General features: G+C 55.2%; 28 protein-coding genes. 8 read left to right on the top strand and 20 right to left on the bottom strand.

Annotated features, from left to right (window positions below):
- The first annotated feature begins 17 nt into the window (after positions 1-17).
- Positions 18-719 (top strand): response regulator transcription factor CtrA, encoded by a 702-nt coding sequence (gene ctrA, locus KORM41_RS15300; RefSeq protein ID WP_068150049.1) that lies wholly within the window; start codon positions 18-20, stop codon positions 717-719.
- A gap of 60 nt (positions 720-779) precedes the next feature.
- Here the strand turns inward: ctrA and KORM41_RS15295 are convergent, their stop codons facing one another.
- The 6 genes from KORM41_RS15295 to KORM41_RS15270 all read right to left on the bottom strand — a co-directional run bounded on the left by KORM41_RS15295 (position 780) and on the right by KORM41_RS15270 (position 7,826).
- Positions 780-1,622: a CheR family methyltransferase gene (locus KORM41_RS15295; protein WP_082719976.1), complete on the bottom strand. Its 843-nt coding sequence runs from the start codon at positions 1,620-1,622 to the stop codon at positions 780-782.
- Complete coding sequence (locus tag KORM41_RS15290) at positions 1,619-2,842, bottom strand: protein-glutamate methylesterase/protein-glutamine glutaminase (RefSeq protein WP_082719975.1); 1,224 nt, start codon at positions 2,840-2,842, stop codon at positions 1,619-1,621. Before KORM41_RS15290 ends, KORM41_RS15295 begins: the two co-directional genes overlap by 4 nt.
- A 77-nt stretch (positions 2,843-2,919) precedes the next feature.
- Entirely contained in the window at positions 2,920-3,285 is a 366-nt protein-coding gene (locus KORM41_RS15285) for a response regulator (RefSeq protein ID WP_068150043.1), read from the bottom strand.
- Between the two features lie 60 nt (positions 3,286-3,345).
- Positions 3,346-3,831 carry a chemotaxis protein CheW gene (locus tag KORM41_RS15280; RefSeq protein ID WP_068150041.1) on the bottom strand — a complete coding sequence of 162 codons (486 nt, stop codon included), beginning with the start codon at positions 3,829-3,831 and terminating at the stop codon, positions 3,346-3,348.
- Complete coding sequence (locus KORM41_RS15275; protein WP_068150038.1) at positions 3,828-6,893, bottom strand: chemotaxis protein CheW; 3,066 nt, start codon at positions 6,891-6,893, stop codon at positions 3,828-3,830. The genes KORM41_RS15280 and KORM41_RS15275 overlap by 4 nt, the downstream gene beginning before the upstream one ends.
- A 156-nt stretch (positions 6,894-7,049) precedes the next feature.
- Positions 7,050-7,826: a histidine phosphotransferase family protein gene (locus tag KORM41_RS15270; protein ID WP_231727294.1), complete on the bottom strand. Its 777-nt coding sequence runs from the start codon at positions 7,824-7,826 to the stop codon at positions 7,050-7,052.
- Positions 7,827-7,850: 24 nt separating this feature from the next.
- On the opposite strand from KORM41_RS15270, the gene cysQ reads away from it, so the two are divergent.
- Complete coding sequence (cysQ, locus tag KORM41_RS15265; RefSeq protein WP_068150032.1) at positions 7,851-8,666, top strand: 3'(2'),5'-bisphosphate nucleotidase CysQ; 816 nt, start codon at positions 7,851-7,853, stop codon at positions 8,664-8,666.
- 85 nt (positions 8,667-8,751) lie between these two features.
- Positions 8,752-9,324, top strand: a complete 573-nt coding sequence (locus KORM41_RS15260) for an NnrU family protein (RefSeq protein ID WP_082719973.1) — start codon at positions 8,752-8,754, stop codon at positions 9,322-9,324.
- Between the two features lie 86 nt (positions 9,325-9,410).
- On the opposite strand, the gene KORM41_RS15255 is transcribed toward KORM41_RS15260, so the two are convergent.
- A complete protein-coding gene (locus KORM41_RS15255; protein WP_068150028.1) occupies positions 9,411-10,718 on the bottom strand; it encodes a DUF3422 family protein in 1,308 nt (435 codons plus the stop codon).
- 219 nt (positions 10,719-10,937) lie between these two features.
- Between KORM41_RS15255 and KORM41_RS15250 the strand changes: the two genes are divergently transcribed.
- The gene (locus KORM41_RS15250) at positions 10,938-12,407 is read left to right on the top strand and encodes a flavin-containing monooxygenase (RefSeq protein WP_082719972.1); all 1,470 of its coding nucleotides are present in this window, start codon (positions 10,938-10,940) and stop codon (positions 12,405-12,407) included.
- Positions 12,408-12,440: 33 nt separating this feature from the next.
- Here the strand turns inward: KORM41_RS15250 and tolB are convergent, their stop codons facing one another.
- From tolB to KORM41_RS15205, 9 genes are all read right to left on the bottom strand, one after another.
- Positions 12,441-13,808, bottom strand: a complete 1,368-nt coding sequence (gene tolB / locus KORM41_RS15245; protein WP_068150025.1) for a Tol-Pal system beta propeller repeat protein TolB — start codon at positions 13,806-13,808, stop codon at positions 12,441-12,443.
- Positions 13,809-14,684 carry a hypothetical protein gene (locus KORM41_RS15240; protein WP_156432004.1) on the bottom strand — a complete coding sequence of 292 codons (876 nt, stop codon included), beginning with the start codon at positions 14,682-14,684 and terminating at the stop codon, positions 13,809-13,811.
- A gap of 17 nt (positions 14,685-14,701) precedes the next feature.
- Complete coding sequence (gene tolR / locus KORM41_RS15235; protein WP_068150020.1) at positions 14,702-15,142, bottom strand: protein TolR; 441 nt, start codon at positions 15,140-15,142, stop codon at positions 14,702-14,704.
- A 2-nt stretch (positions 15,143-15,144) separates the two neighbouring features.
- Positions 15,145-15,867 (bottom strand): protein TolQ, encoded by a 723-nt coding sequence (tolQ, locus tag KORM41_RS15230; RefSeq protein WP_068150017.1) that lies wholly within the window; start codon positions 15,865-15,867, stop codon positions 15,145-15,147.
- Between the two features lie 32 nt (positions 15,868-15,899).
- The gene (locus KORM41_RS15225) at positions 15,900-16,379 is read right to left on the bottom strand and encodes a YbgC/FadM family acyl-CoA thioesterase (RefSeq protein WP_068150014.1); all 480 of its coding nucleotides are present in this window, start codon (positions 16,377-16,379) and stop codon (positions 15,900-15,902) included.
- Positions 16,379-17,422: a Holliday junction branch migration DNA helicase RuvB gene (gene ruvB / locus KORM41_RS15220; RefSeq protein WP_068150011.1), complete on the bottom strand. Its 1,044-nt coding sequence runs from the start codon at positions 17,420-17,422 to the stop codon at positions 16,379-16,381. The genes KORM41_RS15225 and ruvB overlap by 1 nt, the downstream gene beginning before the upstream one ends.
- Positions 17,419-18,066, bottom strand: a complete 648-nt coding sequence (gene ruvA, locus KORM41_RS15215) for a Holliday junction branch migration protein RuvA (protein WP_068150008.1) — start codon at positions 18,064-18,066, stop codon at positions 17,419-17,421. Before ruvA ends, ruvB begins: the two co-directional genes overlap by 4 nt.
- The gene (gene ruvC, locus KORM41_RS15210; RefSeq protein WP_068150006.1) at positions 18,063-18,560 is read right to left on the bottom strand and encodes a crossover junction endodeoxyribonuclease RuvC; all 498 of its coding nucleotides are present in this window, start codon (positions 18,558-18,560) and stop codon (positions 18,063-18,065) included. The genes ruvA and ruvC overlap by 4 nt, the downstream gene beginning before the upstream one ends.
- Positions 18,561-18,675: 115 nt before the next feature.
- Positions 18,676-19,428, bottom strand: coding sequence for a YebC/PmpR family DNA-binding transcriptional regulator (locus KORM41_RS15205; RefSeq protein ID WP_068150002.1), 753 nt, complete (start codon positions 19,426-19,428; stop codon positions 18,676-18,678).
- Positions 19,429-19,657: 229 nt separating this feature from the next.
- On the opposite strand from KORM41_RS15205, the gene KORM41_RS15200 reads away from it, so the two are divergent.
- Together KORM41_RS15200 and KORM41_RS15195 are read left to right on the top strand one after the other, a co-directional pair.
- The gene (locus tag KORM41_RS15200; RefSeq protein ID WP_068149999.1) at positions 19,658-20,101 is read left to right on the top strand and encodes a GFA family protein; all 444 of its coding nucleotides are present in this window, start codon (positions 19,658-19,660) and stop codon (positions 20,099-20,101) included.
- 6 nt (positions 20,102-20,107) lie between these two features.
- Positions 20,108-20,548 carry a hypothetical protein gene (locus tag KORM41_RS15195; RefSeq protein ID WP_068149996.1) on the top strand — a complete coding sequence of 147 codons (441 nt, stop codon included), beginning with the start codon at positions 20,108-20,110 and terminating at the stop codon, positions 20,546-20,548.
- A 5-nt stretch (positions 20,549-20,553) separates the two neighbouring features.
- Here the strand turns inward: KORM41_RS15195 and KORM41_RS15190 are convergent, their stop codons facing one another.
- Both KORM41_RS15190 and KORM41_RS15180 read right to left on the bottom strand, forming a co-directional pair.
- The gene (locus KORM41_RS15190) at positions 20,554-21,129 is read right to left on the bottom strand and encodes a hypothetical protein (protein WP_068149994.1); all 576 of its coding nucleotides are present in this window, start codon (positions 21,127-21,129) and stop codon (positions 20,554-20,556) included.
- A gap of 483 nt (positions 21,130-21,612) precedes the next feature.
- Positions 21,613-22,128 (bottom strand): GNAT family N-acetyltransferase, encoded by a 516-nt coding sequence (locus KORM41_RS15180; RefSeq protein ID WP_231727293.1) that lies wholly within the window; start codon positions 22,126-22,128, stop codon positions 21,613-21,615.
- A gap of 105 nt (positions 22,129-22,233) precedes the next feature.
- On the opposite strand from KORM41_RS15180, the gene KORM41_RS15175 reads away from it, so the two are divergent.
- Entirely contained in the window at positions 22,234-23,019 is a 786-nt protein-coding gene (locus tag KORM41_RS15175; protein ID WP_068149988.1) for a formate/nitrite transporter family protein, read from the top strand.
- Between the two features lie 37 nt (positions 23,020-23,056).
- Positions 23,057-23,413: a DUF4112 domain-containing protein gene (locus KORM41_RS15170; RefSeq protein WP_231727292.1), complete on the top strand. Its 357-nt coding sequence runs from the start codon at positions 23,057-23,059 to the stop codon at positions 23,411-23,413.
- On the opposite strand, the gene KORM41_RS15165 is transcribed toward KORM41_RS15170, so the two are convergent.
- Positions 23,387-24,187, bottom strand: a complete 801-nt coding sequence (locus KORM41_RS15165; RefSeq protein WP_068149985.1) for a DUF817 domain-containing protein — start codon at positions 24,185-24,187, stop codon at positions 23,387-23,389. The two genes, KORM41_RS15170 and KORM41_RS15165, sit on opposite strands and share 27 nt — an antisense overlap.
- Positions 24,184-26,019: an ATP-binding cassette domain-containing protein gene (locus tag KORM41_RS15160; protein ID WP_068149982.1), complete on the bottom strand. Its 1,836-nt coding sequence runs from the start codon at positions 26,017-26,019 to the stop codon at positions 24,184-24,186. The genes KORM41_RS15165 and KORM41_RS15160 overlap by 4 nt, the downstream gene beginning before the upstream one ends.
- Positions 26,020-26,069 lie beyond the last annotated feature (50 nt).

Genomic DNA, 26,069 nt, shown 5'->3' with positions numbered 1-26,069 from the left:
ATCCACGGGGAAAAAATATGCGCGTTCTTCTGATCGAAGATGACCCAACAATGACCCGCAGCATCGAGCTGATGCTGAATTCGGAGGGGTTTAATGTATACAGCACTGACTTGGGCGAAGAAGGCCTGGACCTTGGAAAGCTGTATGACTACGACATCATCCTCCTGGATCTGAATTTGCCCGACATGCATGGCTATGACGTCTTGAAAAAACTTCGGACCGCCAAGGTCAACACGCCCATCCTGATCCTTTCTGGCCTTACTGAAATGGAAAACAAGGTGAAGGGACTCGGGTTCGGCGCTGACGATTATATGACCAAACCCTTCCACAAAGAAGAAATGGTGGCACGTATTCATGCGATTGTCCGTCGGTCCAAAGGCCATTCCCAGTCCGTAATCAAGACAGGGAAGCTCGCCGTCAACCTCGACACAAAAACTGTGGAAGTGGACAACCAGCGCGTCCACCTGACCGGCAAAGAGTACGCCATGCTTGAGCTGCTGTCCCTAAGGAAGGGAAGCACGCTGACCAAAGAAATGTTCCTCAACCACCTTTATGGCGGGATAGACGAGCCAGAATTGAAGATCATTGACGTCTTTATCTGCAAGTTGCGTAAGAAGCTCGCGGCTGCTTCAGACGGTGAGAACTACATTGAAACGGTCTGGGGACGCGGGTACGTGCTGCGAAACCCTTCTGAAGAGGCAGAAGCTGCGGCGAGCTAGGCGCAACCCTCTGAACATAAATGACAAAAGGCGGCCTCGAATGCCGCCTTTTATTTTGGCCTAGCCCAGCCCCATGAGTTTTTCGGCCGAACCATCGCTTGGAACATACATACCGCGCTGCCCGCGAACCGGCCGGAATGAATCAGTGATCCCCAGGACTGTCTCTGCCGCTCCAAGGAAGAGGGTTCCGTCATCCGCCAGTACCTTGCGCATGCGTTCCAGAACCTGTTTCTTGGTTGCCTGGTCAAAATAGATCAAAACATTCCGACAATAGATCACATCAAATGACCCCAGTCCGACGAAATTGTTCAACAGGTTGAACGGCCGGAAAGTAACCATATTGCGAATATCACTGTTTAGCTTCCAGGTATCGCCTTCCTGGGTAAAATACTTGATCAGCATCTGGATCGGCAGACCACGCTGCACTTCAAACTGACTGTATGTACCGGCTTTGGCTTTATCCAGCACCTGAGTACAGATGTCCGTGCCGACAATCTCGATCTTCCAATTCTGCCACTTAATCCAATTTTCGCGCAGAAGAATTGCCAGCGAGTAAGGTTCCTGCCCGGTCGACGCTGCAGCACACCATATTCTGAGACGCTTCTGGGTCCCACGCGATTTTTCCATGGCTGGCAAAACATGATTTTTGAAAAGATCGAAAGGTGTATTGTCCCGGAAGAAAAATGACTCGTTGGTTGTCATCGCTTCAGTGACTTCAACGCACAGAGCCTCTTCACGGCTAAGACGCAGCTTCTGTACCAAAGCGTCCAACGTGTCCAAACCACGCTTGCGCGCCAGCGGCGTTAACCGGCTTTCCAGCAAATAGACCTTGTCTGGCGTCAGCATCAAGCCGGAACGCTCTTTCAATAGTCCTGCAAGGAATTCAAAATCTTCAGTTTTCAACCGACTCCTCCTTGCAAACGCGTAGCTGTTGCTGCTCCCAACTCCAGCACCGGAAGCACTTCAGTACAAAGGCCCGCTGTCGCAACTGCGCCAGGCATTCCCCAGACAACGCTTGTCGCTTCGTCCTGAGCCAGGACAGTCGCGCCATGTCGCGTCAATTCACGGGAACCCTTGAGGCCATCATGCCCCATACCTGTCAAAATCACTGCCAGAACATTTTCGCCATAATATGAAGCCACGCTTCTGAACAAAGGGTCAACGGCGGGCCGACAGAAATTCTCCGGTGGCTCATCGGTAAGGCGAATTTTCATCACCCCCTCGTCATCAACAACCTCCATATGCTTTCCTCCTGGCGCAACGTAAATCTCGCCAGGCCGGATCGGCATGCCATCTCTGCCTTCTTGCGATGGCCACCCCGTGGCCTGCCCCAAGTGCTCTGCAAGAATTGCCGTAAAAGTTGACGGCATATGCTGCGTAATCAACACAGGTACGTTTGGCGCTCTCTTGAAGCCCGAAAAGAACTTCATCAACGCCTGCGGGCCACCGGTTGAAGACCCGATAACCAAGATTTTTGGCCGTCGGAAAGAACCTGTTCGAAGTTTGATGTCCTTCTGGTGCGGCACATCCTTGATTGGGTCTACGGCAGCGGCAGGACGAGCGGATGCTACGCTGACAGGAGCTGCCGGTCGACGAGCCGTAACGAACCCGGCCGGCGCGCTGGAGGCTCTTGGCGAGACCACCCTGGCAGCATGCCCCGAAGCCGAAGCAACTCTGCTGCCGGGACCTGCGCTATTATCCGAATGAGGCAACTCTTCGCCGCGCTTCTTACGCCGCCGGGATGCCCAGGCCTTTACCTTGTCGACCAGTTCTCTTCTGAAATCGATGTTGGCGTTAACAGACCGCGCTGTTTCTGGCTTAGGCACATAGTCAACAGCGCCCATCTGCAAGGAACGCAAACTGACTTCCGCATTCTTACGGGTCAACGTAGAAGCCATAACGACCTGAATATCAGGAACCATTTCGATCATTTTCGGAAGGGCTGTCAACCCATCCATTTCAGGCATTTCTATATCCAGAACCACAACTTCAATATCGTTGGCAGCCAATTGCCGGAGCGCCACGACCCCGTTATTCGCTGTAGTGACCACTTCGATATCTGGATCTTCAGAGAGGTAACGGCACAGAAAACCACGAATGATGGCGCTGTCATCAACGACCATTACCCGGTAAGGACCACCCTTCTGAGAGGCAGTATTGGTAGTTTTGGAGGCAGCTGAGCTCACCCGTTATTCCTCAATTACATTAAGCCGACTTGCGTGAATTTCGCTTCAATGATTTCTCTGTCGAAAGGCTTCATGATATATTCGTTGGCACCTGCCTCAATCGCGGTACGAATGTGGGCCATGTCATTTTCAGTCGTGCAAAAAACCACAATCGGCTGATCGACGCCTTGTCGCGACCGAATGGCTTTCAGGAACTCCAGGCCATCCATTACAGGCATGTTCCAGTCCAGCAGCACCACGTCAGGCATATTTCGGTCGCAGGCATCCAAGGCGTCCTGACCATCGACCGCCTCTTCGATGTCAAAGTTCAATTCCTCAAGGATGCGCCGGGCGACCTTTCGGATCACCTTTGAATCATCGACGACAAGACATAGTTTCATTTGCGAATGTCTCCCAACTCCACCCCTATTGGTGACAAGTGTTTCGGTATTTTTATATATTTACGCAGCTTTGTTGCTACTTTCAAAGCGTAGAAGTTTATCTACATCAAGAATCGGCAACAGTTCGTTCTCCAGGCGATAGATTCCGCGACTAACTTCCCGCCAACGAGGGTCAAGGGTCACTGGATTTCTCTCAAAGTCCTGATCGTCGAGCGAGAGAACCTCACCAACGCTGTCAATCTGCAGGCTATAGGGCTCTTCATTGTGCTCCACAACCACGGACATGCTCTGTTTCCCAGCTTCCAGCGGAGGCAACCCCAAACGCTGTCGAAGGTCGATGGCTGTCACAATCTTGCCGCGCAAGTTCAATACACCCGACACCCATTCCGGCGACAGAGGAATCTTCGTGATCTTTTGTGGGTTAAGAACATCATGAACACCGAGCACCGGAATCCCCAGCGTCTGACCGGCAAGACGAACTGTTACAAAATCCTGGCTGCCTGTCGCAACAACGCTCAGATCATCTCTCACAACAAGGTCGCTCATGCTGCATCTCCTTTAATCTTAAGCTGTTGTGCCAGGCTACGCAGCAGCGTCTCCTTGTCGAACTTGGCGATATAATCGTCAAATCCAGCCTCATGCCCACGATTGATGTCACGTTCAGTCGCAAGTGAAGACAGGGCAACCATGGCCGTATCTGCCCAACGAGTGTCCTTCTTGACCTCTTTCGCAAACTCAAATCCGTTCATGTCTGGCATTTCGATATCGGAAACGATCAGATCGAACATCTCCCCGTCTTCCATCAGCGCCAGTGCTGCTGCAGCGCTTGATACCGCCCTTACCCGGTAGCCGGCCACAGTAAGCACGGGGCGAAGCATATTGCGGAAGAAATCGCTGTCATCGATCAAAAGCACCCTGGCGCCCGAAGATGGGGCAACATCATCCGAAAGGTCGCGGCTCTTGAGCCAATCAGCAAAAGCAAGTCCGAGATAGTAGGAGACATCCACAACCTCAGATGCCTTGCCGCTAATGATAGCCGATCCCACAACACCTGGCTTATCAGACGCCAACTTGATGGTGAGCTCTTCCTCAACAATATCGAGAATTTCATCAACAGCGAGGCCCATTGTGTATTCCCGATCCGAGAACACGAGCACCGGCTGTCTGCCTTCTTCCCGGAATTTCATATCTGGGTGAGCCATGATCAAAGGCATCAACGCACCACGGTACTGGACCATGTGCTTACCATCAGAAAGCTCGATGGTATCGACATCAACTTCTTCAAGTCGCGCGACCAGAGCCAGAGGGACGGCTTTCTGATTTTTGCTGCCAGCCCTGAAGACAAGCATGCTCTCCTTGTCATTGCCAACGGACCGTTTCACAAGATCCTCCGCCTCAGCTTCTTCGCGCTCATGATCCCCGACACCGGAGTTAGCAAGCGATGCAATACCGTTAGGATCCAGGATCATAATAACGCTACCGTCGCCCAGGATGGTGTTACCCGAATAGATTTCCAGATCCTTCAAAATTGGCGCAACAGGTTTGACCACGATTTCTTCGGTATCGAATACTTGGTCCACCACGATCCCGAAGGTGAAAGCACCAACCTGCGTAACAACGATGAAATCATCAACATTTTCGCGCGCATCAATCTCGTCGCGTGTCATGAAGCCAAGGATTTCATTAAGGTAAACCAGAGGCAATAACCGGTTCCGCAGGCGCAGAACAGGTGTATCCTTGATGGTTTCGATTTTGTGTTCAGAATTCTGAGAGGCTCGAACAAGTTCCAGCACGCTGATTTGAGGTATCGCATACCGTTCTTCTTCGGCCTTGACGATAAGGCCCGCAACGATCGCCAGCGTCAGCGGAATCTTGATCTGGAAGGTACTGCCTTTGCCTTCCACCGAGTTCATATCAATAGTGCCGCCAATCTTCTCAATGTTTGACCGCACAACGTCCATCCCGACGCCCCGACCGGAAACGCTGGTGATCTTCTCTGCTGTCGAGAAGCCCGGATGGAAGATGAACTTCTGGATTTGGGCATCAGACATATCCTCAAGCTCAGCCTGCGTCGCCAAGCCCTTTTCCAAAATCTTTTTGCTGAGCTTGGCTGCGGAAATACCGCGGCCATCATCCTTGATTTCAATGATGATGTGACCACCCTCATGATAGGCATTCAGGATGATCGTGCCGTTTTCCGGTTTCCCTACGGCCATACGCTCTGCGGGTGTTTCAATCCCATGATCTGCTGAGTTCCGCACCATGTGCGTCAGCGGGTCCTTAATCAACTCAAGAACCTGTCGGTCCAGCTCTGTGTCTGCACCCCTCATGTCGAGATCAATTTTCTTGTCCAGTTCGACGGTCAGATCCCTTACGATACGCGGCAGTTTCGCCCAGGCATTGCCAATGGGCTGCATCCGCGTCTTCATCACGTTTTCTTGCAGTTCTGTCGTACACTGGCTCAACCGCTGGAGGGGAACGCCAAGCTCCGAATTGTCCATATTGCGTGTGATTTGCAACAACTGGTTCCGGGTTAGCACCAGTTCGGAAACCATATTCATCAGGTCTTCAAGCAGGTCAACGCTTACCCTGATTGACTGGGAAACCTTCTTCTGCTCGCGTCCTGCCGCTTGCTGCTGGGCACTTTGAGAGGTCCCTGCCTTATTGGTTTCAGCCTTGGCGATTGCCTTGGAAGCAGTAACGACAGCTTCGCGAACCAGCTCAAAGGTCATGACGGCTTCATCGCATGTATCGCCGTCGACCTGGCATTCCTCAAGCACAGCCTTAACCAATGTCAGCAGCTGGTCAAAGTTTGCATCAGCAAAACCGTTAACAGTTACGAGTTGTCGCCCAACATTATCCGCTGCATCTATGTCATCTTTAAAGAGCGCCAGCATAAGCCCCATAAAGCGCATCTTACGTTGGTCTACTGTGGTGCCCGCAAAAAATTTCGAAAGTTTTTCGTCTGTCTCAAGGCGCTGGGAAATCAGATGCGCGGCTACAGCCAATGCGTCTTCGCCACCGATACGATCAAACAGAGCCCCACTTCCGCTACTAGCAGGCTGTGCTGCGGCAGGTTCCTCGTCAGCTTCATCTTCTGGCCCTGGCGCGTTCGCAAATGCTGCCTCAAGCTCTTCCAGGGAAACTTCCCCTGGCTTCAGGGTCCTACCAAGGCCCGGATCTACGATTTCGCCTTCCACCGTATCAGGCTCAGGGTCAGGTTCAGCAACAGCCCCTTCAGCAATAGCATCAAGCCTACCTATCAATTCACTGTCGTCGCCTTCGGGTTCTTCCTCCGTGGCTTCAAGGCCGGCCAGAATTTCTTTAATGCGGTCCAGACTTTCCAGAATAACCGTCACTGCATGCTCGGACACCTCCAACTCGCCGTCACGGAACTTGCCCAGAACGTTTTCGGAAGAGTGAGCAACAGATTCAAGCCGCGGCAGACCAAGGAACCCACATGTCCCCTTAATGGTGTGAACAAGGCGAAAAATGTTATCCAACACCTCTTTATTGTTGGGGTCCTGCTCCAGCTTAACCAATTCGACGTCAACAACGTCGATGCTTTCTGCAGTTTCAGTAAGAAATTCGTTTAATAGATCATCCATTTCCATATTCCCTGGAGAGGTGCCTGGTATTTCTGCCTATGAACTCCACAGACGGCCTCGACTGGCCTCAACTTGGGCTGTTCGCAGAACGAACGTGCCCATAATCCCGTATCTTGCACCATGGCCAAAAAGAGTTAAGAACGTGTAAAACTTTCTCTATTCTCCGCCCGTTTTTGCAGGCAGTACACAGGTCGCTTTAACCACGATATTGGTTTCCCCGAGCGCTTCAACCACAATCTTGCCTCCAGTTTCCTTTGCAACCGAATGAGCAAGGAATGCTGGCGCGGCGCGCGGATCCAAGTCTTCTTCCGCCAAAACGCCCTCCATCGCATCCCTGACGGGCTTCTGGAGGATGACGCGTTGACCTTCTCCTACAACAAGAACCGTGACCTCGTCGCCCGAACGCTGTGTCGATATCCTCAGCTTGCCGCCCCGGATCAGGGATTCTGATACTACCAAGCCGACATTCAGAAGGATTTTCACCAGGCTCTTTGGCGCACTTGTCAAATCAATCTGCCAGTCCAGCTCCACTCGGCTGCCAGAAAGGAAAGACCGCATGGCCTTTTCACATTCCCGCACATCCAGCTGGGCCGAAAAACCACCTGCCGCACCAAATGCAAGGCGAAAGAACTGGAGTTTGTTGCTTGTCTGATGTGTCGACTTTTCAATCAAGTCAAGAACGGCTTCCCTCATCGAAGCTTCTTGCTCGTCCTGCAAGACTTCCAATCCGTTATTGATTGCGCCAACGGGGCTCACCAGATCATGGCAAAGACGCGAACATAAGAGCGCCGCGAAATCTATATTGGCCATATACGCCTCCGCATTGTTAAAACCCCACCCTGGGCCACAAGTCAGTCTTGCGATAAATACTTGCGATTTTTTCCAGTCATGGCAGAACCATAGCCAACTGTATCCCGAGCGCCAAGCCGCCAATCACATATTTTTCTAAGGACTATCATGTCGCACGACCTTTCTTCCATGATCCCATCCCTTCAAAAAACCATCTTGCGAGCTGGCGAGACTGTCATGGAGGTCTTCCACAGCGACTTTGAAGTGTTCGGAAAATCCGACCAGTCACCTGTAACGGAGGCCGACCGGCGCGGCGAGGAAGTTATCGAGGCAGCCCTCAAGGAACTTGCGCCAGACATTCCGATTGTAGGTGAGGAAGCGAAGTCCGAAGGCAAGTGCCCGGATATCTCTGGCGGCACCTTCTGGCTCGTTGATCCGCTGGATGGCACCAAGGAATTTATCAAGAAAGGGTCTGATTTCACAGTGAATATCGGGCTCATCAAAGACGGCCTACCTGTTATGGGCTTGGTCCTTGCGCCGGCCATGAACAAGCTCTATTGGGGCATTGCTGGTGAAGGTGCATGGATTGCAGACGTGGAAGACGGCAAACTGAAGAACCCGCGTGCCACTAAAACAAGGCAGCCAAACGAGGACAGCTTGACGATCGTCGCGTCAAAATCTCATCGCTCGGAAGAATTGGAAGCATGGCTGGCCCATTTCCCAACTGCAGAGCATGTATCAATCGGCTCCAGCCTGAAACTTTGTCTGCTCGCAACCGGCGAAGCAGACCTGTATCCCCGGCTGGGCCCAACGTGTGAATGGGATACTGCTGCCGCCCACGCCGTCCTTCTGGCTGCTGGCGGAAGTGTTGAAGTCGCAGGCGGCAGTCCGCTCACATACGGCAAGGACCTCAAGACATTTCTGAACCCTTGGTTCCTTTGCAAAGCAGACCCAAGCTTCACAACACCCGGGCTTGATGCCTGACCACGCGCCGAAGCCTTAGCTCAACACAAAGCTTTGGGAATTTGGGATCCTCGGTTAGCCTGTAGGAAACTGTGGGAGGAAGCAGATGACCTTATTAGTGCTGGGCTTGGCCCTTTTTTTCCTGTTGCACCTGGTACCAATTTTCGCGCGCGAAGCGCGAAGCAGTGTCATGTCGCGGATCGGGGCCCTGCCCTATAAGGGCCTCTTTGCCCTCGCTTCAATTTCATCTTTGTATCTGGTCTACAAGGGCTGGACACTGACTGACCCTGTTTTTCTGTATGAAACACCGGGCTGGGCATATCACCTGACAGCTCTTCTCGTGCTTATCGGCTTTGTCTTATTCATCGCCAGCAATGCGCCCACCAACATTCGCCGGGTCATTCGCCACCCGCAACTAACCGCCATCCTCTTCTGGTCTGCGGGCCATATGTTGGTGAATGGTGACAACAGATCCCTCATCATGTTTGGCGGCTTTTTCATTTGGTCTCTGATCACCATATGGGGTTCCAACCGACGGGACGGGGAATGGGAGAAACCCGACAAGGTTGGCTTAGTCATGGATGCCGTCACAGTTGTCATTGCTCTGGCATTCTATGGCGGCTTTGCATTCTGGGCCCACGATTGGCTGATCGGCGTCAGTCCGATGCCTGTCACCTAGCCAGTACAAGCCCGAACAAAGCACAACCCTTTCCGTGCTGAGAACTCGGCCTAAAGCACGCCTTTAGGCCGTTTGTTCTGTCTGCATTAAAGTCCGGAAACCTTTGCTGATTCCCCCTTCTTCAGTACAGAATGACGAATTCTGCGGATCAGCAGGAAGGCCGCCAGCATAACAAAGGGCACACTGATACCCGTCATCAAGCCAGGGTTAATTGGATATCCGGCTGCTTTGGCGGCCTTGAAGCCCACACCGGCAAGCCCAATAGCATAATAGCTGATGGCCACAACAGACAGGCCCTCTACGGTTTCCTGCAACCTAAGCTGTAGCTGCGCCCGTTGGTTCATGGATATCAACAGCTCTTTATTCTGCCGCTGGGAATCAAGGTCCACCTGCGTTCGCAGAAGCCCGGCCGCCCGATCCACTCGAAGTGCCAGATCATTCAGACGCTTGGCGGCCGCTTCACAGGTTCGCATGGCTGGCGCCAGATGTCGGTCAAGAAAGTTTGAAAGCCTCTGACTGCCAGGAATCCTAACTTCGCGCATCTCCTCGAACCGGCGCTCCACCAAAGAATGATAAGCTTTTGCCGCCGAAAATCGAAAACTGGACTGCGCCACCTGATGCTCCGTTCGCGCCGCAAGCCCCAGCAGCGTATCCAGATGCAGCTCCGCCTCGCTACCGGCGGTCGTATGCGACATCTCCGATACCGTCTGCTCGAGCTTGTTCTCTATTTCAGAGGACTGCGCCATCACTTCCCGGGCCACCGGCAGGGCCATCAATGCCATATGGCTATAAGTGAATATCTCGATCACCCGCTGCACCAAGCGCCCTGCCCTGCCTTCGGACAGATCATCAGCCAAAATCGCGAGGCGCATGAAGCTGTCGTCATGAATGCGAAAATCGCTCCACACCGACGAGCGACCGCCCGCGACCTTACTTCCCGCCACATCCTTGTGCCAGAAAGGCGTGAAACAGGCTTCCTTGGCCACTTGGTCGTCGCTGTCGACAAGTTCGATATTTAGGGCCACCAGCATGCGCCCGGGTATGGCCTCCACCCAGTCCCGCGGCATTGCTTCCACGGCAGCGACCGTAAATGGTATATCCCTGCCACTTCTGACAGCCACCGTATATGTCGTGAATTCCGTGTGGCGCTCCCACTTCAGGAAGAAGGGGCCAAAGTCACCAACATAATGCCGACCAGCCGCGGGCGGCCGCGCCATGCCGTACCGGTCGCACAGATTCTGCAGATGCTTGCGGTCTGCCACCCCGCCGTCTTCACCAGACAGATAGGCAAAATGGCTTACCCGCGCCGGCGCCCCCAGCCGAATGGCAGGGCGTCCGTGCAATTCCTTGTTCAATTCAACCCGCAAAGGGTCAGAAACACTTGATATATCCATCTTCACTCTCGTCACAAATGTGAGAGAGCCCTACCCCAAAAACGAAATGCAAGCCCGGCGCGGACTTTACCCCAAAGTGCCTATTTGTCATGACGGCTTTTTCTAACGATCCGGGCAACCTTCCCTAAGCCACGCCTTCGCCGGTCCTCTCTCCGATATCCTCCTTTACAATTTAATGTTTTCAATTAATCTCTGCCTGAGAGAAGGGGAGAGACACAGGTGGCAGACGGATCAACATTCCAAAAAGAAGGCCCAAGCATTGCCATCATTGGCGCTGGCCTCTCGGGCTTATGCATGGCCATAAAGCTGAAAGAAGCTGGGTTTTCAAATTTTCGGATATTCGAGAAAGCGGAAAAGGTTGGCGGCACGTGGCGCGACAACACCTATCCCGGGGTTGCCTGTGATGTTCCCAGCCACCTTTACAGCTATTCCTTCGAACCGAAGGCCGACTGGAGCATGGTCTTCAGCCCTGGCGGCGAGATACAGGACTATATCGAAGACGTTACGGCCCGCCACCGCCTGCAAGAAAGCCTGGTCTTTGGCGCAGAATTAACCGGTGCAGAATGGAAAGGCGGAAAGTGGCACCTGACTTTCGCGAACGGCAAGACCCACACAGCCAATTTTCTTGTGAACTGTATGGGCGGCCTGCATATCCCTAGCTATCCGGACATCCCGGGCAAGGAGCAGTTCACGGGAACCAACTTCCATACGGCATCCTGGAACCATGATCATGACCTGACGGGAAAGCGAGTAGCCGTAATTGGTACCGCAGCCAGCGCCATACAATTGATCCCTGAGATCGTTGACAAGGTAGAACATCTGGACGTTTACCAGCGCACACCCAACTGGATCGTATCACGTCCCTATATGGCTTATTCCGAGAAATGGAAGCAGCGCTTCAAGCGTTTTCCATGGCTAGAAAAACTGCACCGATTGCAAATCTACCTGACTTTCGAGATGCGGTTTCCCCTTTTCCGGCGAGACAAATTTTTCTCCGGCCGCGCAACACGCATGTTCAAGAAGCATCTGGAAGCACAGGTAAAAGACCCTGAACTCAGGAAAAAACTAACCCCCGATTATCCGATCGGCTGCAAACGCATTTTGGCATCGGACACCTATTTCCCCGCCCTGCAGCGCGATCACGTTGAGCTGATCACCGATGGCATCGAGGAAATCGTGCCAGAAGGCATCAAAACGAATGACGGCACGGTCAGGGCGGTTGACACCATCATTTACGCAACCGGCTTCAAGCCCTGGGACCAGATGGAAGGCGTTACCATCAAGGGAAAAGGCGGCCTGGACATGAATGCCTATCTGGCGGACGGCATTCGCGCGCACCGAACGGTGGCCATGCCGCATTTCCCAAACCTGTTCATGCTGCTTGGCCCAAACAGCGGCCTCGGACACAACAGCGTCATCGTGATGATCGAGGCCCAGGTCGGCTACATTATTTCCGCCATCAAAGATGTGGTCTCGCAGGGTGCTGCGGCGATCGAAGTCAAGCCAGAAGAAGCCGATGCTTATGACGCAAAGCTCCAGAAGGACCTGGAAGGCACAGTATGGGCTGGTCACTGCAAAAGCTGGTATCAGGGTGATGACGGGCGCATCTACACACTTTGGCCCTGGTCAACGCTCAAATATCGCCGCGAAATGAAACACTTCAAACGCCGCGAATATGAATACGAATAAAAAGAGGGGCCGCAGGGCCCCTTCTTTCTGACTTTAACGCGTTGTCACTGGCAGTGGTGGTGACCAGGCCGGGTCAGACGCATCAAAGGGCGTTGGCACCTGGCGTTCGTTATAGCCGGTCAGGTCCACGCTCCATAGGCTAGGCTTGCCGCCATTGGCACCTTGATTGTAAGGCGGCGTACGGAAGAACATCAGCACCCGACCGTTCGGTGACCATGTCGGCCCTTCATCCTGGTAGGCATTTGTCAGCAGTCGTTCGCCGCTGCCGTCTGGGCGCATCACACCAATGCGGAATTTTCCTTCACCAATTTTGGTGAAAGCCACCAGATCGCCACGCGGGGACCAGACAGGCGTGGCATAACGCCCGCGCCCAAAGCTGATGCGCTGCACGTTTGAGCCGTCAGCATCCATCACATAAAGCTGCTGCGTGCCACCGCGGTCCGAGTTGAAGACGATACGACTACCGTCCGGTGAATAAGAAGGCGACGTATCAATGCCCGGGTCGTCAGTCAGCCTTGTCACTTTGCGCGTGCGCAAGTCCATCACATAGATGTCGGAATTACCGTCTTCCGCTAGGCTCATGATCACCTTGTTACCATCCGGCGAAAAGCGCGGAGCAAAGGTCATATTCGGGAAATCCCCAAGCACCTCAAACTTGTTCGACAGGATATTGTAGAGATACACCCGCGGACGGTCGTTGAAATAACTGAGATAGGTAATTTCCTGCCGGTTAGGCGAAAAACGCGGCGTCAGCACAAGATAGCTGCCATCTGTCAGGAACTGCTGGTTCGCACCGTCCTGGTCCATGATCGCCAGGCGCTTCACACGGCTAAGCGGGTCTCCCTGCTCTGCGATATAAACAATCCGCGTATCGAAATAGCCCTCTTCCCCAGTGAGGCGGCTATAGATGCGGTCGGAAATCACATGAGCGATGCGGCGCCAGTTGGACACAGGCGTAGTATAGCCAACGCCTTCCATCTGCACCTCGGCAACCACATCCCACAAGCGGAACTCCACCCGCAAATTGCCGTTTGGCAGCATGTTCAGGCGACCGGTCACTAGGCCCTGAACCGCAAGCGGGCGCCAGGCAGCAAAGCGTGGCCGCGTGGGAGCAGCTGTAATTTTCTCAATGAAAGCATTGCGGTCCACGGCGCGAAACAGACCAGTCGACACAAGGTTTGACGTGATCACGTCACTGATGCTCACCCCAATGTCGGAAAGCTTGCCGGTTGGCGTTTCCACATCCACCACGGGCGCGAATTCAGGCACCGCGATGGGCACAGGTTCAATGTTTCCCCGGTTCACATCCACTACCAGCTGGGCATTTGCGCCCGCTGACAAGATCAGAACCAAGAGTGAAAATATGAAGCCTATCCGTCCAAACATTCTGCCGTCTCTCATTTATCCGCCGAGGAACTCTCGAGGGTTGAATTTAAAGATAATTTCGTTCTGTCCCGTCTTCCGAATATATTCTGAGGCCTCAGGGAACGGCGCACATAGCTGTACTGCGCGCCGCGCGGTTTCAGCAAAAACCCGAAAGAAGGCGCGATCTGGATCGTTCAGGTCGCCCGCATTCAGAAATTCAGGTTGCCCTAAAAGACTGCCATCCGACGCAAGCCGAACAAGCACGTCCACGCGCATATCCTTAACCCCCTTGGCCCCCATAGGCAAATTCCAGCAGCCATATACCTTCTGCTGCAAGGCATCCATCAGCGTTGCTGTCGCTATCCTTCCGCGCATACCTGCAAATGGATCGGGCTTCGCCTCTTCCGGCTTCTGCTCGATCTTTTCTTCTTTCTTTTCTTCATCCTTCGGCGCCTGCTCCTGTTCTTCCTTGATGGAACGGTCAATCAGGGCAGCAATCCTGCTGGACTTCAGCCTCGAAGGCGGTTTCGGTTTTGACCGTGGCGCTGTCCGCGCAACCAGTTTCTCACGCTCACTCACTTCCGGCTTGGGCTTTGGCTTCGGCTTTTCAACGGCCTTGACCGGCTTGGCGTCCGGCAACGGCACAGCTTCCGCAGGGGCTTCAGCGGCAACCTCTTCCCGGGCATAGTTGGGCTGGGGCTTCTCCGGCGCTGCTTGTTCCTGTGTTTCCTTTGCGGGCTCAGGCGCAACCACCTGTGTTTTGTCCGCGATCTGGACGAATTCAATGGCGATCGGGGGCGGCGGCAATGGGCGGTCTTTTGACCAATCAGGGATGCCCACAAGCGCCACTGTCACCACACCAAGGTGCAGCGCGCTGGAGAACATCCATCCGATCGTTTCAGACTTCGACACGCTTACTCTATCCAGACCTAATTCTGTTCAGCAACCAGTGCGACCTTGGTGTATCCGGCGGCATTGATCGCGCCGATCACTTCCATCACCCTGCCATAATCCAATTTGGTGTCCCCACGCACATAGATACGGGTTTCGCGGCTCTCGCCTGAAATCGCCGTCAACCGTGGGATCAGCTCATTCAGGCTGACTTCAGTGTCGACAATAAATATGGCACCTTTTTGATTGATCGAAATCTCCAGCGGCTTGCTGTCCTGCGGCAAAGGTTTGGCTGCGGCTTTCGGCAGTTCAACCGGCACTCCCGCCGTCAACAGCGGCGCCGTTACCATGAAGACGATCAGCAAAACCAGCATCACATCGACAAAGGGCGTGACGTTGATTTCGGCAAGCGGCTGATAGCGTCCCCGCCGCCGACGCGCGCCTTCGACGCGGCCTCCTGAAGTTACGGTCGCGCCCATTTCTAGTGCCCCTGTTCGTCAAGCTGGCGGGACAGGATCGCGGCGAATTCGTCCGAGAATCCTTCCACACGGCCAGCGTAGCGGCCAAGGTCGGTCGACAGCTTGTTGTAGGCGATCACCGCCGGGATAGCGGCAACAAGGCCCAGGGCCGTCGCCAGAAGTGCTTCCGCAATGCCCGGCGCCACAGTGGCGAGCGACGTGTCACTTGCGGTAGCAATAGAAGTGAAGCTGTTCATGATCCCCCAGACCGTGCCGAAAAGGCCCACGAAGGGAGCGGCGGAGCCGATGGTCGCCAGATAGCCAACCTGCCCCTCAAGCCGGTCCATTTCCCGGCTGGTGGTGACATGCATCGCCTTGTAGATACGGTCTTGTACCGTGAGTTTGTCAACGCCCGCAGACCGTTTCGCCAGGCTACGCTGCCACTCCCGCATCGCCGCGACAAACACGGCCGCCAGCGGATGTGCCGGCGCGGCCTTAAGGCCGTTATAGAGTTCATCCAAGCTGCCGCCTGACCAGAAACGGTCTTCGAACTCGTTGGCCTTGGCGCGGGCATCCTTCACCCTCGCCCAGGTATTGAAGATGATCGACCAGCTCCAGAGGCTGGCGGCGATCAGCATGATCATCACGGCCTGCACGATAAAATCTGCCTGCAGGAACATGCCCATGATCGAAAAATCGGGCGCATTCCCACCAAGCTGGACTGATTCCACTGTTTGAACCTGCATCAAACTCTCCCCGAAACCTTAACTATTCAGCCTTAACCGTTTTGAGCGGCAGCCGCTGCGTTCATCCAGTCCTGCCAGCACTTTTTGGCAGAATTAGGCCAGCGGCGTGGCCGGCCGTCATTTCCGATCACTGCCACCAGCACATCGGCCTCCGCGACCAATTCACCGTCTCGCATGATCCATTGTTTTACCTCAATGGCCGCGGCGCGAACACGCGTGACCTTGGAGTGCCCCATCAGGACATCGCCAATCTTGGCCTGCCGGTGATAGCGAATATTGATATTAGACACGACATAAGTCAGCGGCCCACCTTCTGATTCCGGCAAGTCAAACAGATAGTTAACATCTGCAGCCGAATTACGGATGCTTTCTGTGCGCACGCGTTCAAAGAAGCTGACATAGCGACCATGGTAGACCATGCCGCCAACATCGGTGTCCTCATAATAGACCCTGATCGGGAACTGGAATACGCCGTCAGCCCAGGCGCCTTCTGCTGTCTGTGGTGTGCTCATTACTTCCCTAACATATCCAGTTGGCCGGTTTCCTTGCCGGGCGGCGGTGTGAGCCCCAGATGCTTCCAGCCGTCTGGCGACAGCATCCGCCCGCGCGGCGTGCGCTGCACGAGGCCAATCTGCATCAGATAAGGCTCGATGATATCCTCAATTGCGTCGCGCGGTTCCGATAGTGCGGCAGCCAGAGTCTCAATTCCCACCGGGCCGCCCATGTAGGTCTCGCCGATACACTTCAGATAGCGGCGGTCCATGGTATCCAGGCCCAGGTTATCCACCTGCAGCCGGGTGAGCGCCGCGTCAGCGTGAGGCGCATCCACCACCTCTTTTTCCGCCACCAGGGCGAAATCCCGCACCCTGCGCAGCAGCCGCCCCGCAATTCGCGGGGTACCGCGGGAACGGGCCGCCACTTCGCGGGCGCCGTCTTCCGTCATCTTCAAGTCCAGCAGCCGCGCACCACGCCGAACCACCTCGGTGAGTTCTTCGGTGGTATAGAACTCCAATCTCGTTGGGATTCCGAAACGATCCCTGAGCGGCTTGGTAATCAACCCCGAACGCGTGGTCGCCCCCACAAGCGTAAAGGGCGGCAGATCAATGCGCACGGAGCGCGCCGCGGGGCCTTCACCAATGATCAGATCAAGCTGGAAATCTTCCATCGCCGGATAGAGAACTTCCTCCACCGCCGGGTTAAGCCTATGAATTTCATCGATAAACAGGACATCGCGTTCTTGCAGGTTGGTGAGCAGCGCGGCAAGGTCACCCGCTTTGGAGATCACCGGCCCCGATGTCGCCCGGAAATTCACGCCAAGCTCCCGCGCCACAATCTGCGCGAGGGTCGTTTTACCCAGCCCTGGCGGACCAAAGAACAGCACATGATCCATGGCTTCGGTGCGAGTGCGCGCAGCACCGATAAAAACTTCAAGGTTCTCCCGCGCCTGCTTCTGGCCGATAAAATCCTTGAGAGTCTGGGGCCTTAGCCCGACATCAATGGTGTCACCACCCGTCTCAGAGCGGTCCACCAGACGGTCCTGATCGAGCTCACTCATAGGCTGCTCAGCTCCTTCAGTGCCGCAGGCACCAGTTTGCCAACATCTGCGTCATCACCGAATTCTCCCATGACTTTGGCCACGGCACCATGCGCTTCCACGCGCTTGTACCCGAGGTTGACAAGCGCCGATACGGCGTCCTCAAGGGCACTCTGTTGGGCACTCTGGGCACTACCACCATCCGGGGCACTTTTGGTCACACCCATAGTGCCCATTTCGACACCCTTAGGGCTAAACACCAGGCCGGTGACTTTGTCTTTGAGTTCGTTGACGATGCGCGTCGCCACTTTCGGGCCAACACCCTTGGCACGAGACACGGCCGTTTTGTCCTGGGCTGCGATCGCGTTCTGGAGTTCGGTGGGCGAAAGCGCCGACAGGATCGCCAGACCAACCTTGGCGCCCACACCCTGCACGGATGTTAGAAGCCGGAACATATCGCGCTCAAGTACATCGACAAAACCAAACAGCGTGATGGCATCTTCACGCACCACGGTTTCAATGTGCATCTGCGCGGCCTCGCCCCGGCCGGGCAGCGAGGACAGGCTGCGGCTGGAGCTATGCACCAGATAGCCAACCCCGTTCACATCAATGATGGCCCAGTCTTCACCTGTGCTGTCAAGCAAGCCTGTCAGTTTCGCGATCAATATTTGATCCCCCCGAGATTTTTCATTGTGCTGACATGATGCGCATGACAGATGGCAACTGCAAGCGCATCTGCCGCATCCGGGCCATTAATTTTCACACCCGGCAGCAAAACCTGCACCATGGCATCCACCTGCTCCTTCGCGGCATGCCCAACGCCCACGACGGACTTCTTCACATGGTTCGGCGTATATTCGGCAACCGGTAGGCCCGCACGCGCCGGAATGAGGAGCGCAATGCCGCGCGCCTGCCCAAGTTTCAGGGTTGAGGTGGGGTTCTTGTTGACGAAAGTTTCCTCGACCGCGCAGGACCGGGGCTGCCAGTCGGCAATCACAGCCTCCAGGCCTTCGGAGAGTTCCACTAGACGGTCGGCAAGAGATTTCTTGGGGTCAGACTTGATGACACCATTGGCCACATGGGAAAGCCGTGTACCGACACTTTCAACAATGCCCCAGCCCGTGTTCCGCAAGCCAGGATCAATCCCCAAAAGCCTCATGTGCGCCCTTCCTCTAGTCGTTCGTCATTCGCCGACTGGATCGGCGAATCCATGATCCTTTCGCCTGGCTCAAACGTGGACTCGCCGATCAAGCCGGCGAGTGACCAGTTGATCTTTATTCGGCGTCCAGTTCTGCCAGAACGCTTTCCGGAATCGTGTAGTTGCCATACACGGTCTGGACGTCGTCATTGTCTTCGAGCGCATCAATCAGGCGCATCATTTTCTCGGCGCCGTCTTTATCGAGCTCGATCGGCTCCTTCGGCTTCCAGATCAGGTTTGCGTTGTCGGGCTCTTTGCCCAGCGCCGCGGTCAGTGCCTCCACAACAGCGTGCAGGTCTGCGCCTTCGGTGTAGATGGCGTGGCCGTCATCATCGCTTTCAACCTCTTCCGCGCCAGCTTCAAGTGCTGCTTCGAACATGGCGTCAGCATCTGCCGCGTCAGCCGGGTATGTGATTTCGCCAACCCGGTCGAACATGAAGTTCACACTGCCGCTTTCACCCATGTTACCGCCCGCCTTGTTGAAGATGGTGCGTACTTCGGATGCTGTGCGGTTACGGTTGTCCGTAAGCGCTTCAACGATCACGCCAACACCGCCGGAGCCGTATCCTTCATAGCGCATCTCGTCATAGTTTTCGGCGTCGCCACCCGATGCTTTCTGGATTGCGCGTTCGATATTGTCTTTCGGCATGGACTGGGATTTGGCGTTCGCAACAGCCAGACGAAGGCGTGGGTTGCTGTCGATGTCCTCACCGCCCATCTTCGCGGCCACCGTGATCTCACGGCTCAGTTTGGAGAAAATCTTCGAACGCTTTTTGTCCTGCGCACCTTTGCGGTGCATGATGTTTTTAAATTTGGAATGACCTGCCATGGTTACCCTCTGATAGTCCCGTTTTAGACTCACGGGCCAGAGACAGACGTCCCTCGAAGCCCTTGAATACACATTGAAGCACAGCGGCGCGGATGCAGCCAGCCGGTGTTGGCACTCTTCTTAGCAGATTTAAGGCACTTGAACAGGGAAAATTGCGGGATTTTCCCTATGCTAGCTGCATATAATCCATGTAAACTTCAGCCGCACACGAAGAACAGGACGGGAGCGTATGATGACACATCTGGAAGGCAGCTGTTACTGCGGCAACATCGCCGTGCGTGTTACGTGCGACGAGACGCCAAGCCACCTGACGCCCCGCGCCTGCGACTGCGACTTCTGCACCATGAATGGTGCAGCCTGGGTATCCATCCCGAAGGCCAGCATGGAAATCGAAATCCAGAACGAGGCGGCCATCAGCCTGTTTGAGCAAGGGTCGGAAAGCGCGCGTTTCTGGCTGTGCCAGCGCTGCGGCGTGGTAACCGCCGTAACCTGCGATATTGAAGGCACCAGGAAAGGCGCTTTCAACGCCCGCATCATGGATAGCCGAGACGAATTCGCGCCGACCGAGCCCGCCTCGCCCAAGCTTCTGGGCAAGAATGAGAAGCTCGCCCGCTGGGACAAGCTGTGGATCGGCGATGTGCGGATCAAGGACTGTTGGGACGTAGGGCTTTAGAGCACCATGAAAGCCAATAGACGAAAAATTCTAGTTGCATTGGCAGTTGTCAGCACTGTCATTCTACTGGCTTCGTCGCCTGTGCTCATCAGCATTTGGTTTTCAGCATTTGCTTCCAACAAGGTTATCGTGATTAACGAAAGCTCCTTCGCGCTAGAGAAGGTCACAGTCAGCATTGCTCAAAAACAGCATCAACTGGGAAACATCGCTCCCGGTCAAGCGGTCAAACTGAAGGAAAACGCCGGACCAGAGGGCGTAGTTGGCGTCGAGTTTCACACAAACACCCAAACAAAAAGCTGCGAAACCGGTTACACTGCTCATAGCGTTAGTACACGGACCACCTTCGTCCTCCGAAAAGATGGCACGCTGGAAAATTCATTTTCCTATGCCCCTCATCCCTTGCAGGAAGAGTATTTCGCGTGCAAGAGCAAGGAATCTGCCAACTAAGTAGATTACGCCAATGCTTTCCGGAAGCTTTCCGGGTCATCCAAAAAAAAGGCGATGCCGTCATAGGGGGTTTTTCGGAACAAACCGTTTCGCGGAAGCCCGCCCGGCTTTACCCGGATCAACACATTTGGCTGCGCCAGGATCGTCAGTTTAAGTATGTTGGCGTCCTCCGCCACGTCGATCCCAGCCGCTGAAGCCTGCACGCTTTCGATATCCGCAAGCTCAATATGATACAGGTTACCAAGCCCGGTCCGAACGGTCAGCCCGTTACCCGACAGCGTTACGGGCCACAGCCGCCAAGCCACCAACATCCCGACAAAATAAAGAATGGTGAACACACCAATAGCAAACACCTGCCACAGAACTTCGGGTGCCAGCTTCATGACAATGAAATGCAAGGCGATTAGTTCAAGAATGAAATAGACAATTGCCCCCTTAAGCAGGAAAGCATCTGTGTTGATCTTGTGATAACTGAAGGCCTGGGTGGATGCCGCAAACTGCCGCACCGGTTTCCAGAAATGGAAAGCATAGAAAATCAGCTGGATAGGGTTCAGTACCGCGTTTCGAATGGCTTGCTGCATAGTTACCCCCTGGCATGCAGGTCTCTATGCATTCAGTCTGCGCTCAACTGAAAAGCTTACAATATTCCCCTAAAATTGATTTCCCAGCCGCAATCGTAACAGGTCAAGCCATTGCGTGCTGGGCCCACCAAAGCGCGGCAATCGTGATTGACGCCAATATCCAAAGAAACAGGCTGCCGCCTTTTTTCTTCGCTTTTTGGGGCTTCGCCCCGCTTGTGTTCCCATTTTGGGTACCTGGTGCTTCTGCACCCTTATCAGCCGCTGCCTTTTTGCTGCCTCTGGCCATACATCCACCTCAAACACTGCCCCCATCGGCCCTTAAAGGGTAGCGCAGCAGATGGCCGTGACAAGGTGAAAGCTGCATGTGGGCTATAAATTCAACCAGACCGGTTGTATTCACCCATCGCCGGTTATGTTAAAACTACACGAAAGGCACAGCGGACACTGCCAGACGGGTGCGGGGGCAGCGACTCCGACCTAGGCTCAATAATCATCTGTTTCATCCAGGTCGAACGTCAACACCACCATGTCACGGCACTGGATACCGTTCTCAAAGATCGGCTCAGGGTAATTCAGCGTGTAATAGTTTTTGGCGATCCGTCGCATGCGAAACCCCATCTTCTGGTAGAAGGCAAGCTGGTCGATACTGGAATTTCCCGTGCCCACATCCAGAAGCTTGGCGCCTTCCTTGCGCGCTTCCTCAATAGCGGCCCGAAGGAGTGCCTTGCCAACACCCTTCCCCTGCCACTCCGGCGCGACGGAGATATTCTTCAGCTCCCACTTCACATCGCCAAGATGCATCAACACAAAAACACCAACCACGACACCGTCCCAGGTGGCGCTGAAAAGCGTGCCGTCAGCCAGATAGTCCATAACCATGGCGGGTGATGGGTCTGCCTGCAAAAGAAGGTCCATGAAGGGGACTGCGTCTTCTTCGGCCCTGATTTCCAGGTTTATGTCTGTCACCGTTGCTTCCTCTGCCATCAATGCCTCTCCCATCTATGAAAGGCTCGCTTTTTCACGCATCGCTTCATAAAATAATAGCAATAAGTGTCAGGGCACAAATAGACACAACAAAAAATCAAGCGATAAGGGAGACCATCCATGGCCTATGACGTTGATGCCTATAAGCCCGCGGAGATCGCGAAACGCATAGAAGATGCCGGGGTCGCGAAGGTGTCGCAGCCCGCGCGAAAAACCTTCGTGCTGGCGGTTCTGGCTGGTGCCTTCATCGCATTTGGGGCGGTCTTCTATACCCTGACCATGACTGGCAGCCCGCTTGGTTTTGGCCCGGCCCGGCTGCTGGGTGGTCTTGTGTTTTCCACCGGCCTGATATTGGTAATTGTGGCGGGGGCGGAACTGTTCACCGGCAATAACCTGATCGTCATGGCCTGGGCGGACCGGCAGATCACCCTTGCGGCACTTCTGCGCAACTGGGGCATTGTCTATGTCGGGAACCTTGTCGGCGCCTTAGGCACGGCAGCGCTTGTGGTGCTTTCCGGCATCTATGACATGGCGGGCGGTGCCGTTAGCGAAACGGCGGCCTCCATCGCGGCGTCGAAGCTTTCGCTTCCGACCGATCAGGCCTTCTTCCGCGGCGTGCTCTGCAATGTGCTGGTGTGCCTTGCCGTTTGGCTGTGTTTCGCCGCCCACAGCGTAACCGACAAGATTCTGGCCATTGTCTTGCCCATCGCCGCATTTGTCGCCCTTGGATTTGAGCACTCGGTCGCCAATATGTATGTGATCCCGGTTGCGATGCTGGATGGTGGCATCGTGTGGGACGGCGCGGGCCTCATGACCAACCTGGTCTGGGTTACGGCAGGCAACATTGTTGGCGGCGGCGGGCTGGTTGCCCTTGTTTACTGGTTCGTTTATGGCCGCACCAGTTGAAGACAGGACAAAGATGGCAGCATTTGGCCACAACAGATTGACAGACAAAGACCGCAAGAGGGCAAAGCGCGTTCACAGGCTTGCGCGTCTTCTGGACAGCCAGTTCCGCATTCCCGGCACAGATATTCGCTTCGGCCTGGACAGCCTTTTTGGCCTGGTGCCTGTGGTGGGCGATACTGTCACCGCCGGGATGGCGGCTTACATCATTTTCGAGGCTTTCCGGATTGGGGTCAGCCGGCGCTTCATCGCACGCATGCTGGGCAACCTGGTGATTGACTGGGTCATCGGCACGATTCCAATTGTCGGCGACCTGTTCGACATTGGTTTCAAGGCCAACGAACGCAATATCCGCCTGATGGAAAAGGATTTAGGTGTCGCGCTCGCGGACCTCTAGGCGCACTTCCGCCTTGGGGCGCTGCACCAGGCTGACAAGCACGCCGGAGATGATCATCAGCAGGAACCAGGACCCCAGCTTTGACGCATGCACAAAGTCCCACTCGTTCACCTGATGCGGATAGACCCAGACACGCCCGAAGGTGCTGAAGTTCTCGGCACCCCAGATTACAGTCGCAATGCACACAAGCGCAAACATCAGCGGCAAACGGCGGCGAACGCCACTGGCGGACGTGAAATACACCCAGGTGCGGCCAAAGATCAGCATCACAGCAACAAACAGCATATATCTGAGATCGAAGAAATGCTGGTGGGTGAAGAAATTGATATAAATCACCGCCGACAGGACCACAGTGACCCAAGTTGGCGGGTATCCGGTGAAGCGAAAATCAAACAGCCGCCAGACACGTGCAAAATAGCTGCCGACTGAGGCATACATAAAGCCAGAGAACAGCGGCACACCGGCGATGCGGATCAGGTTCTCTTCCGGATACATCCAGGACCCGGTCGAGGTTTTATAGAGCTCCATCGCTGTGCCGACGATATGAAACACCAGGATCACCTTGGCCTCTTCCCAGGTCTCCAGCCGGAACCTGAGCATGATGACCTGGATCAAGAGCGCTGCCAGGAACAGGAAGTCATAGCGCGCAAGCGGGGCATTCTCAGGCCACAGCCAGCGCGTCAGCAGGATCAGGACAATCAGCAGCGCGCCAAACAGGCAGGCCCGCGCCTGCATCAGGCCAAACCATCCCAGTTCGGCCAGCGCGTCCCTCATCCCTCTAGGCTTTCTTTAAGTTCTTCCAGCTCCAGCCAGCGCATTTCCTTTTCGTCAAGCGCGTCCCGCTTGGCCTCAAGCTCTTTGCTGAGCGCATTAAACCGGGCCGGGTCCTTGGCGTAAAGCCCGGGGTCAGAAAGCTCGGCTTCCATCTGCTGCAGCTGTTGGCTCAGGGCTTCCACTTCCGCCGGCAGGTGATCGAGCTCCCGCTGGTCCTTGTAGGAAAGCTTGGTGGCTTTCTTACGCGCGGCATTCTGGGGCGCGTCCGTGATGGACACCACTGTTGCCTTCTCTGGCTTGGTCTTCTCAGGCTTCGGCTCGGCCTTCTGCGGCGCTGACAGCTTCTTCTGAGCCAGATAATCTGTGTAACCCCCGGCATATTCGGTGGCTGTGCCGTCGCCTTCCATGACGATCGAACTTGTCACCACGCGGTCCAGAAAGTCCCGGTCGTGGCTCACCAGAAGGATCGTGCCTTTATAATCGGCCAGCACTTCCTGCAAGAGGTCGAGCGTGTCCATATCCAGGTCGTTTGTCGGCTCATCAAGGATCATCAGGTTCGACGGGCGGGCGAAGTTCTTGGCGATCAGAAGCCGGTTCCGCTCTCCGCCCGAAAGCGCCGACACAGGGGTATTGGCAACCGAGGGGTCGAACAGGAAGTCCTTCAGGTAGGACATGATGTGTTTGGTCTCGTCGCCGATATGCACCCATTCGCCGCGACCGCCCGTGAGCACATCCATGATGGTCATATCGTCCTTGAGGTCGGCGCGCTTCTGGTCGATCACCAGTGTTTCAAGGTTGGTGCCGCGCTTGATCTCGCCGCTGTCGGGCTCCATCTCGCCGATGAGCACCTTTAGGAGCGTGGATTTACCCGCGCCGTTCGGGCCGATGATGCCAACCCTGTCACCGCGGTTGATGCGGATGGAGAAATCCTCAAACAGCGTGCGGCCGTCAAACGCCTTCGAGATACCCTTGGCCTCGATCACCCGTGTGCCGGATTTATCCGCTCCCGCAATAGAGATATTCACCTGCCCCGTGGCCTTGATGACACCGCGGCGCTCCTGCCTCAGGCCCTGCAGACGGCGCATGCGGCCCTGGTTTCGGGTCCGGCGGGCGCTGATACCCTCCACCGACCAGCGGGTCTCTTCCTTGATGAATTTATCAAGCTTCTTCAGCGCTTCGGCTTCTTCGCCGTAAACCTTTTCCTGCCAGGCTTCGAACTTGTCGAAGCCTTCATCCAGCCGCCTGATCTTGCCGCGATCAAGCCACAGGCAGGCGCTTGCAAGGTTATTCAGGAAGGTCCGGTCGTGGCTGATCAGCACCATCGCGCCGCGCCAGGCCTTCAGATAATCCTCCAGCCATTCGATGGTGGCGATATCCATATGGTTGGTGGGCTCGTCCAGAAGCAGCAGGTCTGGCTCACCAATCAGCGTGCGGGCGAGCGCCGCGCGCCTCAGTTCCCCGCCAGATGCCGTCTTGGGGTCTGCGTCACCCGCCACGCTCAAGTCCTCAATCAGCACGTCGGCGCGGTACGTCTGGTCCTGCTCGTCCTCCGGCAGGCCCGCAACGATATAATCCTTCAGCGTGGCATACTGGCTGGCGTCTGGCTCCTGCGGCAGATAGGCGATGCGCACCCCCGGCTGGACCCAGCGTTCGCCGCCGTCGGCCTCGATGATGCCAGCCACCAGCTTCAGAAGCGTGGATTTACCTGTACCGTTCCGGCCCACGAGGCACAGGCGCTCATTCGCGCCAATATGCATCTCAAGCTTGTCCAGCACCGGGTCTGCGCCCCAATGCAGGTCAATATCCTTCAAGCTTAATATCGGTGGTGCCATGGTGCCTCTTTACCGCATGTCTTGCGCCTCTTGCGCATTCCGTGCCTTAT

Source organism: Kordiimonas lipolytica (assembly GCF_001550065.1).
Note: the sequence above shows the minus strand (reverse complement) of the source record. Positions and strands in the feature narration are given on the sequence as shown.